The organism is Paenibacillus sp. ClWae2A, from assembly GCF_032452295.1.
GTDB lineage: Bacteria > Bacillota > Bacilli > Paenibacillales > Paenibacillaceae > Paenibacillus.
Genome location: NZ_JAULSQ010000022.1, coordinates 1 through 15245 on the forward strand (window position 1 = coordinate 1; position 15245 = coordinate 15245).

Here is a 15245-nt window from a genome sequence, read left to right on the forward strand (position 1 = left end):
AAATCTCATTTGTGCTCCAGTCGATCCAAGCCAAGGCTTGTCTCAAACTTTCGCGTTCATTCTGCAAGCAGAATGTTTACTCACTCGTTGTTCAGTTTTCAAAGATCAAACATTCAATTTGGTGCTGTTTTTCAAGTTGTCGTCGTTTCAGCGGCGACTTTTATAATATATCATGTTGAAGTTCTCTTTGCAAGCATTATTTTTTCGATTGTTTTCAATCGCTTTATTTTCATGCTTGTTTCGGTGAACCGCTCCTAAAAAAGGAACGAAAATTAATTTACCATATGAAATTAGAAAGGTCAACCCTTTTTCGACAAAAAGTATGAACCCCCTTAACAATTTCACATTCTCATGGTTCAGAGGTACAGCACCCGCTAACAAGAGCCGCACCTCACTTCCATTACTGTAAAGCGAATATATGACCAGCTTCAGCATTACGGCTTCGACTTTTTCAGCTTCCCACCTCTTGCATACTTGGACAACTCTTTTGGCGGGGCAAAGCGTGCATACATGCGGAACACAGTCTTATATCGGCTCGCGATAGCATATTTGATCTCTTGGTCAAGACGATTATCACTTAGATCGAAAAGCATCTCATCTAATTCTTTACGCAGCACATAGTCTAGTTCCTTACATTCCTTCTCGTTAAACAACATACCCAGCATTAGAGTTCTCCTTTTTGTGCATAGCCTCTTTATCACACTTACACAAGTTTCATGCAACACCCCGTGCAATCGCTTTTTGCGGGTGCTGCTGGAACCCGTTTTATTGTTATGGTCAACTTTCTGAAAATTTATGAATGCCAACCATCACAAAATTTTATCCTCTCACCAGAGTGTACGTAAGTGTGCTTTCGATGATTGCTGCAACAAGAAGCAAGATGACAACCCAGAAGGATGCCGTTAACGTCCCATTCATGAATGCTCTCCACCGGGTACCCATCGTATTTCGCTTGTCACTTCCAAGTTGTGCAAGGCTTTTGATAACCAGACCACCAAACTTCAGTCCGAAGGCACAAGCAATAATAATAACCGGTATCTCAATAATGCCATGCGGAAGTAAACCTTTAACCACAATATCATAGAAGCTTGCTCCATAATTCATCGTGGTGTGTACTACAAATCCAAGGACCATCCCATTGATCAGCAGGAAGATGACAGGCAGAATACCGAAGAATATACCGGCATAGATCACAAGCACACTTTTGATGGCATTATTGAAAAAGATAAACAGGAAGAAGTTCCATTGCACATTGCCCCCCTGCTCCAGCCGTTCACTGACTTCACGTAATCCTCCAATTTGATTCAACAACAGTTCTTCCAGTGGCCCTGTACTCACCCATCCTGCCCCTATTCCAACAGCAAACAAAACTACTGACCAGATTAATGCACTGCGGATGGCACCAAGATCTCTAAGAAATGTACTGAATTTTAACATAATAACCTCCTGTAGAATCTAAAATGATGGACAAACAAGGATCAGTGACGAATAACTGGGCAGTACGAGCATACATTGGAGAGTAAACAAGCATTTCTTATGGGAGAGGGGCGCTTATTGAAATGAACTCGTTCTATGTATTTAGCGGCAAAAAGATTAAACGGTACCTGATTGTCCTCGTTGCTGCCATCTTTGCGATCGGTATTATCTATCTGGAGAGAGGCAATGTCTCCGTATTCTCGGAGGAAGCACCATCAGCCGTCTACAGCGTTCCAACCGAGAAGAAGGTACTCGCACTTACCTTTGACATTAGCTGGGGGGATAAACGGACAGAGCCGATTCTGAAAGTTCTTCAGAAGAATAAAGTGCAGAAGGCAACCTTTTTCCTTTCCTCCCCCTGGAGCAAGACACACCCCGAAATTGTTACTGCCATCAAAGAGGCAGGATATGAAATTGGCAGCCATGGTCACAGACATGAGAACTACAGCAGCCTGACTGAAGAAGAAATTCGCAAAGAAATTTCGACAGCTCATAGCATTTTAACCGATTTAACGGGAAAAGAACCGAAATTACTGCGTCTGCCCAACGGGGACTTTGACAAGCGAGTGCTTCAGGTAGCCAATAGTCTGAATTATCAGGTTGTGCAGTGGGATACTGACTCCTTGGATTGGAAAAACCCTGGTGTACAGACCATTGTTGATCGCGTAGTAAGCAAAGCACATCCAGGGGACATCGTGCTGCTGCACGCAAGCGATTCCTCTAAACAGACTCATGAGGCACTCCCTGTCATTATCGACAAATTAAAAAACCAGGGTTATGAATTCGTAACCGTGTCTGAGTTGCTTAACCATTCCAGTGTGGAAGGTAAGGAAGTTCGTGATCAAGCCAGTGGTCAATAAGTGGTTGAATGCTGGTGCTACAGCTCGAATACGAGTGTAAAAGTTGAAAAGAGCTAACCGGGTTAGCTCTTTTTGGTATGTTTTTTTATGCAAAATGATTTCTATGCTCTGCTTTCTTTCAACTGTTCTGCCTTTCCACTTACGCTGCGTTTCGTCGATACATCCACCAGCCTGTGCAATATCAGCATTTGGTATGCATTACATAAGAGCAAGGGAACCACAATAAATATGGTTGCAGCATTCACATCAATACGTAATACGCCGATCGTCTCCACTATGGTGACGGCAATCATGAAAAAAAGTGTAGGCACAAGCGCGGAGACATGAGTCAGCTTTACTTTAACGTAAGCGGTAACAATTGCAGCTGCCAAAATAATGATACCTAACACAATATCCGATATCCGCTCCCGGTCTCCCCCAACAAACAGACGTAAAAACATCACGTCAAACAGGGCTAACACCGTTAATACAATCTGCACGATCTGCCAACCGCGCTTTGGAAATACACCTTTACCCATATAATTCAATATCAGATATGCAAAGAAACCCATTTGTGAATACACGCTGATCATAACCCCTGATCCAAATAGGATCAAAAGATACAGAAGAAAATCATTCAATCCATTTGTTTTCTCCCCGTTCACCAGCATCATAATCAATCCTGTACCTAATGCTCCCGCTGCCCCAATAAGCAAGGCTGTCCAAAACAGGAAAAACCATTTACGTAAATTCAAATGTTTTCCACCCCCGAGTGTTTATTTTACCAACCTTCTCAGCAAAAAACCATCATTGCTCAACATATTTCCCCCTTTCCCATCACATACTACAACCAGTATCTAATCAAGGAGGGATCGTACACATGAAACGGCCTTTGTGGCAGCTATGCTGTGTCGTACTGGGGCTATCCGTCATGCTTGCCGGCTGCGGTTCAGATCAGAGTTCTTCGCCTCCTCAGGGCAGTTATAAAGAGATGAAAACAATGGTTGTAGATATTTTGAAAAGTGACGAAGGCAAGAAAGCGGTGGAGGAGGCTCTTACAGGGCAAAGCTCATCTAGCGGAAGCAGCGGTTCTGAAGAAGGTGGCGGTTCAGGTGGTGCTTCGGGATCCATTGGTATGAAAATGTTAATGCCTGTGCAATCTTCGGAACAAATACGTATTGCAGTAAAAGATACCATCACAGCTCCCGAGTATAAGAAGGAATTTGAAAAGATCATGACCGATCCGCAGTTTGCGGGTGAATTTGCCAAAGTGATCAACGCACAAAGTAAACAACTTCATATGCAATTGATTAAAGATCCCACATATCAAAAGTCTGTTGAGGACATCATGAAGTCACCTGAGGTATCCAAGATGTTCATGGATATGACGAAGACTCCGGATTATCGTAAACAGACGATGACTGTCATGCAGGAAGTGATGCAAAACCCGTTGTTCCGCATGGAAGTACTCACTTTGCTCAAGAAGGTAGTGCAGGAGGAATTGCAACCCAAAGTAGAAAGTGGCGGACAACAAGGGCAAGAGCAAGGCGGACAGCAAGACGGTCAAGGCCAAGGTGGTAGTGATGGCGGAGATGGTGGAAGCAGTGGAGATTCAGGCGGCGGAGGATCATAAACAGCAGGTATTAATACACACCACAGATACTGAAAAGCCTGCATCCAAGTGGACGCAGGCTTTATTAGTATTATAACACTCATCCCATTAGAATTTGGATTCAATGGACCGGGCAACTTCATCGTAGATAGCCCCTATACGGGAATCTGCTTTGTAAACCGAAGGTGAGAAATCAGGCTCGGATGGATGATTATCCGGCGTGCCTAATGGAATCTGGGCAAGCAAGCTTGTATGCAGACTTTCCGCAAGTCTTCCCCCGCCTCCACGACCAAAGACATAATCCTTCTCTCCGCAACTGCCACACTCATAATAAGCCATGTTCTCAACCACACCAAGTAACTCATGATCGGTCTGAATGGCCATCGCCCCCGCACGTGCTGCGACAAAAGCTGCTGTTGCATGCGGTGTGGTAACGATGATTTCCTTGCTCTGTGGCAACATCTGGTGCACATCCAAAGCGACATCTCCCGTACCAGGTGGCAAATCCAGTAACATATAATCCAACTCGCCCCACTGGACATCCGTAAAGAATTGACGCAGCATCCGACCTAGCATAGGTCCACGCCAGATTACCGGGTTGTTCTCCCGAATAAAGAAGCCCATCGACATAACTTTGACGCCAAAACGTTCAACCGGTTGAATAACGCCATCTTCAACGACCGGATATTCTTCAATCCCCATCATGTCGGGTACACTGAAGCCATAGATATCCGCATCAATTAAGCCCACTTTCTTGCCTTGACGTGCCAAGGCTGCAGCGAGATTAACGGTTACCGTTGATTTACCAACGCCACCTTTACCACTGGCCACAGCAATAAAACGAACACCTGATTCAGGACTTAACAGCTCATGTCCATCCAGACCCGCTGCGTGACCTTTTACGAGCACTTCGTCCCGATCTGGCTCATTATCGGGTTGTCCCATATTCAGGCTCTCACGATCATGCTCAGAAGCCGCACGTACACGAATATGTACATCCTTCAGCCCGTGCTGGGACAACAGATTACGCGCTGCATCACTCAAGGCTGTTGTATCCTCAGGTCGATTTTCCAGTGTCACTATGGTCAGAGCCACATGATTTTCTTTCACCATAATATCTCGAACCCATTCCAGTTCGGTCAGACTTACTCCCAATTGTGGTTCTTGTAATGGCTGTAATAGTTCAAGTATCTGTTCTTTTGATAACATCAGACAGCACCTCAGCTTTATCTATTGGCATGTAATTAGGTATGCTGATCCAATTATATCATTACCTTTCTTGTTCTGACTAACTTTTAGGCCGTTCTCCTGAGGAATATCTGAGAATCCCATTATAGATCGAAGCAGCTACTTTGCGTTGATAAGCTTCGTCGGCAAGCATACGTGCCTCTTCCGGATGAGAAAGGAAACCCACTTCTACCAGCGCTGAAGGGATCTTCAGAGCCTGTAACAGATAAACCGTATTCACCGTTTTGGCGATTCGATCTGTATTCTCCAGATTACGGACCATCTCTTGTTGAAGCAGATTAGCCAAACCTTCGTTATCCGGATGGTTAGGTGTATAGAAAACCTGCGCTCCACTCCATCGGTTGGATGGGACACTGTTCATGTGAATACTAATAAAGAGATCTGCTTGCTTATCCTCTATCCGCCGTACTCTTTGTTTCAGATCCTCCGTCTTGCGTTTAGAATACCCCTTGGTGTCCGATTCCGCCAAATCGGTGTCTATTTCTCGTGTCATCACCACTAAGGCACCTGCCTGCTGCAAATAATCTCTCACATACAGGGCGATAGACAGATTGATATCTTTTTCAATAACCCCCTGTTTACTTACAGCTCCTCCATCTGGACCTCCGTGTCCTGCATCAATGGCAATGACCTTACCCGCCATCGGCAAACTCCAATAACCTGACGTCTTTGCGGAAGGCAGTTCATAGGACATTACTGCCACTAACATGGCCAGCAGACAGAGGCTCAGCATGACCCTTTTGATTGTTTTTAACCTGATCCAGACTACAAAGTGTTTCCCCATATTTTTACGCATAAAAAAACCACCTCGTCCCTATAAATGACTCTAATCATCTATATGGGACAAGATGGACAAATATACCGCTAGGACCGGACTTGCTCCGCCATTCCTTCAATCAGCACCTCAGCTACCTCAGGACGTGTAAATTCAGGTGGAGGGCACTGGCCGTCACGGAGCAACCCGCGTACTTTGGTGCCGGAAAGCGCCATATGATGTTCTTTATCATGTGGGCAAGTTTTGCTGGATGCCATGTTTCCACATTTGGTACAGAAGAAACTATGTTCGAAGAACAACGGAGTGATCCCCAGTTCCTCTGCTGTAAAGTTAGTAAAGATCTCCTGTGCTTCATATGTTCCATAATAATCACCCACACCCGCATGGTCACGACCAACAATAAAGTGGGTACACCCGTAATTTTTGCGAACCATCGCATGGAAAATAGCTTCTCGTGGGCCGGCATACCGCATCGCTGCGGGGAACACACCAAGGAACGCACGATCAGCCGGGTAATAGTTCTCCAGTAATACCAGATAACTCTTCATCCGAACATCTGCGGGAACATCGTCTGACTTCGTCTCTCCAACAAGCGGATTCAGGAAGAGTGCGTCTACAATCTCCATAGCGCTCTTCTGGATGTACTCATGAGCCCGATGGACCGGATTACGTGTCTGAAAACCAACTACCGTCTTCCAACCCTTCTCCTGAAAAATCTTCCGGGTATCTGCAGGATCATAATAGAACTCTTCGAATTTCGAAGGTTTTGGACGGTTCAACACTTGGATTGGACCTCCTACGTATGTTGCAGGACGTTCCAACAGTTTTTTAACACCCGGGTGCTCGGGATCATCTGTTTTGAATATACGCCGAGCTTCTTCACCCTGATCCACCTGGTATATACTTTGGACTTCGAGCAGTCCATAAGTTACTCCATCTTGATCACCAACAAGTTTCACAAGTTCACCAATCTGGAGGGATGCGGCTTGTTTATCGTCAACAGCAAGAGTAATCGGTATACTCCAGACTGTTCCATCCGCGAGACGCATGCGAGACACCACCGAAAGGTAATCCTCCTCATTCAAGAAACCTTGAAGTGGTGAGAACGCACCCACGCCAATCAGATCCAAATCCGATATCGTCCAGGTATTAATAAGCAATGAGGATAAGTTTTTACTGTTTTGCAACAATTGCTCCCGTTCTTCTCCTTGTACGATACGCTGAACCAACGTACCTCCATGAGGCAGAATCGATGTCATCTTGTCAGCTCCTTGTATATCTATTATTTATGAAGGCCACATTCCGTTTTATCATTACCAGACCAACGTCCAGCACGAGGGTCCTCACCAGGCATAACCTGACGTGTGCAATGCTCACAACCAATACTTGGGTAGTTCTGATCATGAAGAGGGTTATATACAACGTTATTGTCACGAATATATTGCCATACATCCTCAGTCGTCCAGTGCGCAATTGGATTAAACTTCATCAGGCCAAACTTGGAATCATATTCAACCTTCTTCGAGTTTGCACGAGTTGGTGCTTGATCTCTACGAATACCTGTAATCCATGCATCATACTGAGAAAGAATACGTGTTAACGGTTCAACTTTGCGAATGTTACAGCATCCATTAGGATCAGACTTCCACAACTCGTCACCGTGTTGAGCTGCCTGCTCTTCCGGAGTAATCTTAGGTGACACGCGAACAAATTCAAGGTTGTAATTCTCCTGCATCTTATCACGTGTTTCGTATGTTTCTTTAAAGTGAAAATCTGTATCCAGATAAAAAATATCTGTGGATGGGCTGATCTTCTGCAACATATCTACAAGTACAACATCTTCTGCACCAAAGCTACATGCAAAAGTGATATTTGGGAATGTTTCAATAGCATACCGAATAATATCCTCTGGACTGGCGTGTTCCAGTTCCTCTGCCTTCGTCCGTGCCAAATCTTCTTTCTCCAACAAGTTCATCTGTGAATTTCCCCCATTCTGCATTTCAATACATCTTAAAGCCGACTAATCTAATATGAATTATGTTTAGTATAAATCTTTCATTGGGGATGTCAATGCCTGCCATATGGTAAAATAAATCAGTTTTTGTCCATTTTTGATCATCGCTCTCTCACAATATTTTGGTTCAATTTATCCATTTCTTTGTTAACGAGATAAAAACAATGATGTTGGCCCACGTCATTAGGTAGGTAAAAATACATCTCTTAGCCTGGGAAACCTTTGCTGCTGCTGGGTTTGGACAGTTCATGTCGCCAAGAACAGCATCAAAAAATCACTGGGCGATTGAAAGTGAAGGACAAAAAACAGAAGATTTAATTAGAGCAGCGTTGCGACATTTAGCGGTTGATATGTAAGGGACTTTTATCGTTTCCATAAGAAATACTGATAAGGTTTGCACTAAAGAATCAAGTACGCAAACAATTAGCGAGTGCATTCAAGAAATCTGGCTTGAGCGCTAATAGATAATTTTATAAGGAGGTGTTATAGATGTGTGGTGAACGATGGGTAAGAGCAAATCGAATGTTTTAAAATGATTAGAGAGGTTCAGTAAGATGTATTAACGCATATATTATAGGACTGTACTGAGGGAGATTATGAGTACATTGAAAAGTGCATTGAAAAGTGCATTGAAAGGAAAATACAGAAGCATGGGGAGAGACATCAAAGATATGAGAGCTATTGCAAAACATATATAGTAAAAGGCTGAATCGTCATGAACATATAAAAAAGCCTTTGACCGAGGCCAAAGGCTTTTAATATTAACGTTTGGAGAACTGAGGTGCGCGACGAGCCGCTTTAAGACCGTATTTTTTACGCTCTTTCATACGTGGGTCACGAGTCAGGAATCCTGCTTTTTTCAGGGATGCACGGTATTCCGGATCTGCTTTGAGCAGAGCGCGGGAGATACCATGACGGATTGCGCCGGCTTGACCGGAGATTCCGCCACCATGAGCAATAACAAGAACGTCATAGTTGTTGAGCGTTTCTGTCAAGTTCAGTGGTTGTTTTACGATCAGTTTGAGTGTTTCCAAACCGAAGTATTCATTAATATCACGTTTATTGATGACAATGCGTCCTTCACCCGGTACAAGGCGAACACGTGCTACCGAATGTTTACGACGACCTGTCCCATAGTATTGTACTTGTGCCATGAAACTGTCCTCCTTTTAATTAACCGCGAAGTTCGTAAACTTCTGGTTTTTGTGCTGCATGTGGATGCTCAGTGCCTCTGTACGCTTTAAGTCTCAACTTCATTTTCTCGCCCATGCGAGTTTTAGGAAGCATACCGCGAACAGCCAATTCCAACATACGCTCAGGTTTGTTTTTAACCATCTCTTCAGCAGTAGTTACTTTCAAACCACCTGGGTGCATTGAGTGACGGTAGTATTTTTTACCTTGCATTTTCTTACCAGTCAATACGATTTTCTCAGCATTGATGATAACAACGAAATCGCCAGTGTCCACATGTGGAGTGAATTGTGGCTTGTGTTTGCCGCGAATCAAAGCAGCTGCTTCGCTCGCCAAACGTCCGAGGGTTTTGCCTTCAGCATCAATGATGTGCCATTGGCGCTCAACTTCGTTAGGCTTCGCCATGTACGTAGTACGCATGAAAAGTTCCTCCTTAAAATGTTCAAAATCATCATTTTCATTTATCTTCGTTCGTTAAGTTATAACTTTAGGTGTTGATGGATTGTAAATTTGATGTGAACCTCTTAATTGGGGCTGTGGGAAAGCCATTAAGAAAACACAACTTTTATATTACATGATAGGCGATTAAATCGCAAGTGTTAATTAAGCTTTTCACTCACCAAATTTAATCTTTTTTGTATTCAAGATCCCAGAGCATTAAACCGCAGCTAACTGCAGTAGGTCCTGCAGCAGATCGATTACATGCAGCAATCATATTTGGTACATCAGAGGCTTTCCGTTTGCCCTCTCCAATCTCCAGCAGTGTCCCTACAATGATACGAACCATATGCTGCAAAAAGCCGTTACCACTCACATAAATGTGAATGACACCCTGATCGCGCGGATGGTCTCTGCACATTGATCGGTCCACTTCCATCCATGCTTCGTACACCGAACGGATATGATTCTCTTTCTGAGACTTGCGTGAAGCAAAAGAGGTAAAATCATACGTCCCTATGAAATGTCGTAAGCCCTCCTGCATTGCCATAATATCAAGCTTCGCATGATGATGATATTGCAGTCTTCTGTTGAATACATCCGGAAATTGATTCGCATTGACTGTATAACGATACGTTTTCTTTTTCGCTGCATAGCGAGAATGAAAATCAGCCGAAACTTCAATCGCATCAATAACGACAATATCGGAGGGTAATCTGGAGTTGAGTGCAATACACCAGCGTTCAATCGGGATCTGGGACTCCGTAGGAAAATTAAAGATTTGTCTGCGGGCGTGAACACCTGCATCTGTTCGGCCTGAACCTGTAATTTTAACCTTCTCACCGGTTAAAGCACGAATCGCATCTTCAAGATGATCCTGAATGGTATTCCCACCCGGCTGTACTTGGAAGCCGTAATAGGCAGTGCCATCATAAGTTAACGTCATACATAAGTTCCGCATTATTAACACACCTTTGTTCCATACTATACATATCCCTATCCCGAACAGCAAAAGAAGCCCCTTACGGAGCTTCTATTACAGCACGAATTCCGAAATGAAGAGAAAAAAAGGGTTAATCCAGAATCGTTGATTCTGTCCCCTTTCCTCATCTCATCTGTTTTACGCGCGGTCTACCAGTTCCAAGTAAACCATTGGCGCTGCGTCACCACGACGAGGTCCCAGTTTCAAGATACGAGTGTATCCACCTGGACGCTCAGCGTAACGACCGGACAATTCGCTAAACAGTTTTTGGATTGCATCTTGCTCACCATCGATAGTTTCGCGGCGAACATAAGCTGCCACTTGGCGACGGGCATGAAGATCTCCCTTTTTCGCTTTAGTGATCAGTTTTTCAGCAATAGAGCGAACCTCTTTTGCTTTCGCTTCAGTTGTCTGAATGCGTTCGTATAAGAACAGGTCGGTTACCAGGTCACGGAACAAAGCTTTACGTGCGCTGGAATTACGGCCCAACTTTTGGTATGCCATTGTTTTCCCTCCTTCACTTCAAGCACTCGGCTGTCTATTCTTCTGTACGGAGTCCCAAACCAAGTTCCTCAAGCTTCTCTTGAACTTCTTCCAAAGACTTGCGTCCGAGGTTACGGACTTTCATCATGTCTTCTTCCGTTTTCGTAGTCAGCTCTTGCACGGTATTAATACCGGCACGTTTGAGGCAGTTGTAGGAACGAACAGAGAGATCTAGCTCTTCGATCGTCATTTCGAGTACTTTTTCTTTTTTGTCTTCTTCTTTTTCGACCATGATCTCTGCATCTTTCGCTTCGTCTGTAAGACCCACGAAGAGCATCAAATGCTCAGTCAAAATTTTAGCGCCGAGGCTTACAGCCTCTTCAGGACGAATACTTCCATCAGTCCAAACTTCCAACGTGAGCTTGTCATAGTTGGTCACTTGACCGACACGCGTATTTTCCACAGCGTAGTTAACGCGACTGATCGGGGTGAAGATGGAATCGACTGGGATGACGCCGATCGGCTGGTCATCGCGTTTATTCCGATCTGCCTGGACGTAGCCGCGACCGCGATTGGCAAAAATACGCATGTGAAGTCTCGAACCTGGTCCGAGCGTAGCAATGTGTAAATCCGGGTTAAGGATTTCCACATCGGAGTCAGCACGGATATCTCCAGCCGTAATTGCTCCTTCGCCTTCAGCATCAATCTCGAGCACTTTCTCCTCATCCGAATGAATCTTAAGCGACAAAGCTTTCAGGTTAAGAATAACCTCCGTAACATCTTCCATTACGCCAGGAACTGTAGCAAATTCATGCAGAACGCCATCGATTTGAACCGAAGACACTGCCGCACCCGGCAGTGACGAGAGCAAGATTCGGCGAAGCGAGTTTCCAAGCGTCGTACCGTATCCGCGCTCAAGCGGTTCTACTACGAATTTCCCATAGGTGCCATCATCGTTGACGTCTACCGTCTCAATTTTCGGCTTTTCGATTTCAATCACTGCAATACCCCTCCTTCAAAACGTCGGTCCTCTATGAAACATTTACCTTCTCTTGCGAAAACATGTAGTAGTATGCCTAAACAACCATTATTAGCAGATTGTGCCGGAAATATACCACACGCAGGGGCAAATCTCATTAGACACGACGACGTTTTGGAGGACGGCATCCGTTATGCGGGACTGGAGTTACGTCTTTGATCAGGTTAACTTCAAGACCAGCAGCTTGCAAAGAGCGGATCGCTGCTTCACGGCCTGCGCCTGGTCCTTTAACCATAACCTCAACGGCTTTCATCCCATGTTCCATTGCAGCTTTGGCAGCAGTCTCAGCAGCCATTTGTGCAGCAAACGGAGTCGATTTACGGGAACCTCTGAATCCGAGGCCGCCGGAGCTTGCCCACGAAATTGCATTTCCGTGAGGATCCGTAATAGTAACGATAGTGTTATTGAAAGTGGAACGGATATGCGCCACGCCAGATTCAATATTCTTACGGTCACGACGTTTAGTACGTACGACTTTTTTCGGTTTAGCCATTTTCTCTTATCCCCCCTTATTATTTCTTCTTGTTCGCTACTGTACGACGAGGACCTTTACGAGTACGAGCATTCGTTTTCGTACGTTGTCCACGAACAGGCAGACCACGACGATGACGAACTCCACGGTAACAACCGATCTCCGTCAAACGTTTAATATTCAAAGAGATTTCTCGACGCAGGTCACCTTCTACTTTGACCTCTTTATCGATACTTTCACGCAATTTGCTGACTTCATCTTCCGTCAAATCACGAACACGAGTGTCCGGATTGATGCCTGTTGTGCTCAGAATTTTCTGGGAAGTCGTTTTACCGATTCCGAAAATATAAGTCAAGGCGATCTCAACGCGCTTATCACGTGGCAAATCCACACCAGCTATACGTGCCATTTTACGCTACACCCCCTTCTTTAACCTTGTTTTTGTTTGTGTTTCGGATTTTCACAGATAACCATAACATTCCCTTTGCGGCGAATGACTTTGCATTTTTCGCAAATCGGCTTGACCGAAGGTCTTACCTTCATGTGAATTACCTCCTCAAAGTTTTGCTAAGCAAAACCCTCTTCGTAAGCATTGACCTTGTTCTACTATTGTAAAACCGGCTTCGAAGCTTTCGCAAGTTTTGCCGGGCAAAACCCGCTTCATAAGCTTCACAGTTCATTGCAACTGTCTACTACTATTTACGGTAAGTTATGCGACCTTTTGTTAAATCATAAGGCGACAACTGAACAACTACTTTGTCTCCAGTCAGGATACGAATAAAGTGCATCCGTAGTTTTCCGGAAACGTGAGCGAGAATTTGATGACCGTTCTCAAGCTCAACCTTGAATGTTGCATTCGGTAGCGGTTCAAGAACCGTACCTTCCACTTCAATGACATCTTCCTTGGCCATTAGTCAGTCTCCTTTCTCTTCAGCTTGAATGTTGGTGGATTCCAGAAATGAATGAACCGCATAACGGAGCTTTCCATTTGTCACCCGACCACTCTCGTTTAAACTGTTCACAACCTCGCTGCTAATCATGGGCTGGAGTTCAAGATGAAGAAGATTCTTCTTCTTGGGTTGATCAAACTTACGTTTGTCTCCATCCGCAATATATACGAACTTACTGTCCGCTATAGCAACAATTACTGCGGCTTGGTCCGCATTGCGGCCTTTACGGATCTTCACAAGTTGACCGAGCTGCGGATTAGACTGACTGTTCATGCCTCATCACCTACGCATTCAGTTTCGTGAAAATTTCCATACCATCTGGTGTAACTGCTACGGTGTGTTCAAAGTGGGCACATAACTTTCCATCAACTGTGACGACAGTCCAGTTATCTTCCAACGTTTTCACATACCGTCTACCTACGTTAACCATCGGCTCTATGGCCAGCACCATGCCCGCTTTAAGCCGTGGTCCCCGATCGGGAAGACCATAGTTCGGAATCTGTGGTTCTTCGTGCAGATCTGCGCCTATGCCGTGACCGACATATTCACGAACTACGGAGAACCCTTCATCTTCAATATATTTCTGAATCGCATGAGATATTGTAAACAAGCGAACGTCCGGTTTTACCAGCGCCAGACCTGCGTATAACGAAGCCTCGGTAACGTCCAGAAGACGACGGGCTTCTTCGGAAATACGGCCGACCGGATAAGTCCAGGCGGAATCTCCATGATACCCCTGGTACTGCGCGCCAATGTCAAACGTAACGATATCGCCCTCGTTCAACTTGCGTTTGCCGGGAAATCCATGTACCAACTCTTCATTGACTGAAGCGCACACACTGGCAGGGAAACCGTTATAACCTTTGAAAGACGGCACAGCTCCTTGACTGCGGATATATTGATCGGCCATATGGTCAAGTTCTCCAGTCGTAATACCGGGAGCGATATGCTCTGCCAAGAGACGATGCGTTTCCGCAACAATTCTCCCTGCTTCCCTCATCAAGCCCAGTTCCGTTTCGGACTTACCAATGATCATCAATTAACCTCTCAGTAAGGACACGATTTCTTGAGAAACTTGATCGATATCCTGTTCTCCGTTCATTTGACGAAGAAGACCTTTATTCTCATAGAACGTGAGGAGTGGTGCTGTTTTGTTGATATACTCGTCCAGTCGTGTACCTACACTCTCTTCATTATCATCAGAGCGTTGATACAACTCACCAGCGCATTTATCACAAATACCTTCCTGCTTAGGCGGATTGAATACCACATGATAAGTAGAACCACAGTTTTTACAAATTCGACGACCCGTCAGACGAGCGAGCAATTTGTTGCGATCCACTTTCAGGTTGATTACATGATCGAGACCTGAGTTCAATCGATCCAGAATGCCATCGAGCGCTTCTGCTTGCGAAAGGGTTCTTGGAAATCCGTCCAAGAGGAACCCTTCTCTGCAGTCAGGCTGCTGCAAACGTTCTTCAACGATGCCAATGGTTACATCATCTGGTACAAGCAATCCTTGATCCATATATTCCTTGGCTTTCATGCCAATGGGAGTTCCCTGTTTGATCGCGAGACGAAATGCATCGCCTGTTGAAATATGGGGAATACCGAACTCTTTCACGATGACGTCTGCTTGCGTTCCTTTTCCTGCCCCCGGAGGGCCCATGAATAGGATGTTCACGTTATGTCACTCCCTCCAAGACTACCCTACATCAACAAACAG

22 protein-coding genes are annotated in these 15245 nt (G+C 44.9%); 3 read left to right on the forward strand and 19 right to left on the reverse strand.

Features of this window, described 5'->3' with window-relative positions; translation table 11 throughout:
• On the forward strand, positions 1-258 hold a 258-nt coding region (locus QVE09_RS30210), incomplete at its 5' end, for a hypothetical protein (RefSeq protein WP_315939794.1).
• A 176-nt stretch (positions 259-434) separates the two neighbouring features.
• On the opposite strand, the gene QVE09_RS30215 is transcribed toward QVE09_RS30210, so the two are convergent.
• On the reverse strand, positions 435-665 hold the full coding sequence (locus QVE09_RS30215) for a hypothetical protein (protein ID WP_017692114.1): 231 nt from the start codon (positions 663-665) through the stop codon (positions 435-437).
• Between the two features lie 154 nt (positions 666-819).
• A complete protein-coding gene (locus QVE09_RS30220; RefSeq protein ID WP_315939795.1) occupies positions 820-1437 on the reverse strand; it encodes a stage II sporulation protein M in 618 nt (205 codons plus the stop codon).
• Between the two features lie 122 nt (positions 1438-1559).
• Between QVE09_RS30220 and pdaB the strand changes: the two genes are divergently transcribed.
• On the forward strand, positions 1560-2336 hold the full coding sequence (gene pdaB, locus QVE09_RS30225) for a polysaccharide deacetylase family sporulation protein PdaB (RefSeq protein WP_315939796.1): 777 nt from the start codon (positions 1560-1562) through the stop codon (positions 2334-2336).
• 101 nt (positions 2337-2437) lie between these two features.
• On the opposite strand, the gene QVE09_RS30230 is transcribed toward pdaB, so the two are convergent.
• Positions 2438-3070, reverse strand: coding sequence for a KinB-signaling pathway activation protein (locus QVE09_RS30230; protein ID WP_315939797.1), 633 nt, complete (start codon positions 3068-3070; stop codon positions 2438-2440).
• A 125-nt stretch (positions 3071-3195) separates the two neighbouring features.
• Here QVE09_RS30230 and gerD point away from each other — a divergent pair, with 125 nt between their 5' ends.
• A complete protein-coding gene (gene gerD, locus QVE09_RS30235; protein ID WP_315939798.1) occupies positions 3196-3948 on the forward strand; it encodes a spore germination lipoprotein GerD in 753 nt (250 codons plus the stop codon).
• A gap of 87 nt (positions 3949-4035) precedes the next feature.
• Here the strand turns inward: gerD and QVE09_RS30240 are convergent, their stop codons facing one another.
• The 16 genes from QVE09_RS30240 to QVE09_RS30315 all read right to left on the reverse strand — a co-directional run bounded on the left by QVE09_RS30240 (position 4036) and on the right by QVE09_RS30315 (position 15203).
• Entirely contained in the window at positions 4036-5136 is a 1101-nt protein-coding gene (locus QVE09_RS30240) for an Mrp/NBP35 family ATP-binding protein (protein WP_315939799.1), read from the reverse strand.
• Between the two features lie 79 nt (positions 5137-5215).
• A complete protein-coding gene (cwlD, locus tag QVE09_RS30245) occupies positions 5216-5971 on the reverse strand; it encodes an N-acetylmuramoyl-L-alanine amidase CwlD (protein WP_278298126.1) in 756 nt (251 codons plus the stop codon).
• 68 nt (positions 5972-6039) lie between these two features.
• Positions 6040-7209, reverse strand: a complete 1170-nt coding sequence (sat, locus tag QVE09_RS30250; RefSeq protein WP_315939800.1) for a sulfate adenylyltransferase — start codon at positions 7207-7209, stop codon at positions 6040-6042.
• Between the two features lie 23 nt (positions 7210-7232).
• Positions 7233-7925, reverse strand: a complete 693-nt coding sequence (locus QVE09_RS30255) for a phosphoadenylyl-sulfate reductase (protein ID WP_315939801.1) — start codon at positions 7923-7925, stop codon at positions 7233-7235.
• A gap of 800 nt (positions 7926-8725) precedes the next feature.
• Positions 8726-9118: a 30S ribosomal protein S9 gene (gene rpsI, locus QVE09_RS30260; protein WP_017692105.1), complete on the reverse strand. Its 393-nt coding sequence runs from the start codon at positions 9116-9118 to the stop codon at positions 8726-8728.
• Positions 9119-9137: 19 nt separating this feature from the next.
• Positions 9138-9575 (reverse strand): 50S ribosomal protein L13, encoded by a 438-nt coding sequence (rplM, locus tag QVE09_RS30265; protein ID WP_024633564.1) that lies wholly within the window; start codon positions 9573-9575, stop codon positions 9138-9140.
• A gap of 205 nt (positions 9576-9780) precedes the next feature.
• Complete coding sequence (gene truA / locus QVE09_RS30270; protein ID WP_315939802.1) at positions 9781-10554, reverse strand: tRNA pseudouridine(38-40) synthase TruA; 774 nt, start codon at positions 10552-10554, stop codon at positions 9781-9783.
• A 159-nt stretch (positions 10555-10713) separates the two neighbouring features.
• The gene (rplQ, locus tag QVE09_RS30275) at positions 10714-11079 is read right to left on the reverse strand and encodes a 50S ribosomal protein L17 (protein ID WP_017692102.1); all 366 of its coding nucleotides are present in this window, start codon (positions 11077-11079) and stop codon (positions 10714-10716) included.
• A gap of 34 nt (positions 11080-11113) precedes the next feature.
• Positions 11114-12058, reverse strand: coding sequence for a DNA-directed RNA polymerase subunit alpha (locus tag QVE09_RS30280; RefSeq protein WP_017692101.1), 945 nt, complete (start codon positions 12056-12058; stop codon positions 11114-11116).
• A 136-nt stretch (positions 12059-12194) separates the two neighbouring features.
• The gene (rpsK, locus tag QVE09_RS30285; RefSeq protein ID WP_017692100.1) at positions 12195-12590 is read right to left on the reverse strand and encodes a 30S ribosomal protein S11; all 396 of its coding nucleotides are present in this window, start codon (positions 12588-12590) and stop codon (positions 12195-12197) included.
• Positions 12591-12609: 19 nt separating this feature from the next.
• Positions 12610-12978, reverse strand: a complete 369-nt coding sequence (rpsM, locus tag QVE09_RS30290; protein WP_062329455.1) for a 30S ribosomal protein S13 — start codon at positions 12976-12978, stop codon at positions 12610-12612.
• Between the two features lie 20 nt (positions 12979-12998).
• On the reverse strand, positions 12999-13112 hold the full coding sequence (gene rpmJ, locus QVE09_RS30295) for a 50S ribosomal protein L36 (RefSeq protein WP_003333770.1): 114 nt from the start codon (positions 13110-13112) through the stop codon (positions 12999-13001).
• Positions 13113-13264: 152 nt separating this feature from the next.
• The gene (gene infA / locus QVE09_RS30300; protein ID WP_017692098.1) at positions 13265-13480 is read right to left on the reverse strand and encodes a translation initiation factor IF-1; all 216 of its coding nucleotides are present in this window, start codon (positions 13478-13480) and stop codon (positions 13265-13267) included.
• A gap of 3 nt (positions 13481-13483) precedes the next feature.
• Positions 13484-13792 carry a KOW domain-containing RNA-binding protein gene (locus QVE09_RS30305; protein WP_091039171.1) on the reverse strand — a complete coding sequence of 103 codons (309 nt, stop codon included), beginning with the start codon at positions 13790-13792 and terminating at the stop codon, positions 13484-13486.
• 10 nt (positions 13793-13802) lie between these two features.
• Entirely contained in the window at positions 13803-14555 is a 753-nt protein-coding gene (gene map / locus QVE09_RS30310) for a type I methionyl aminopeptidase (protein WP_036607191.1), read from the reverse strand.
• Between the two features lie 3 nt (positions 14556-14558).
• Positions 14559-15203, reverse strand: coding sequence for an adenylate kinase (locus QVE09_RS30315; protein WP_315939803.1), 645 nt, complete (start codon positions 15201-15203; stop codon positions 14559-14561).
• Between the last annotated feature and the right edge of the window lie 42 nt (positions 15204-15245).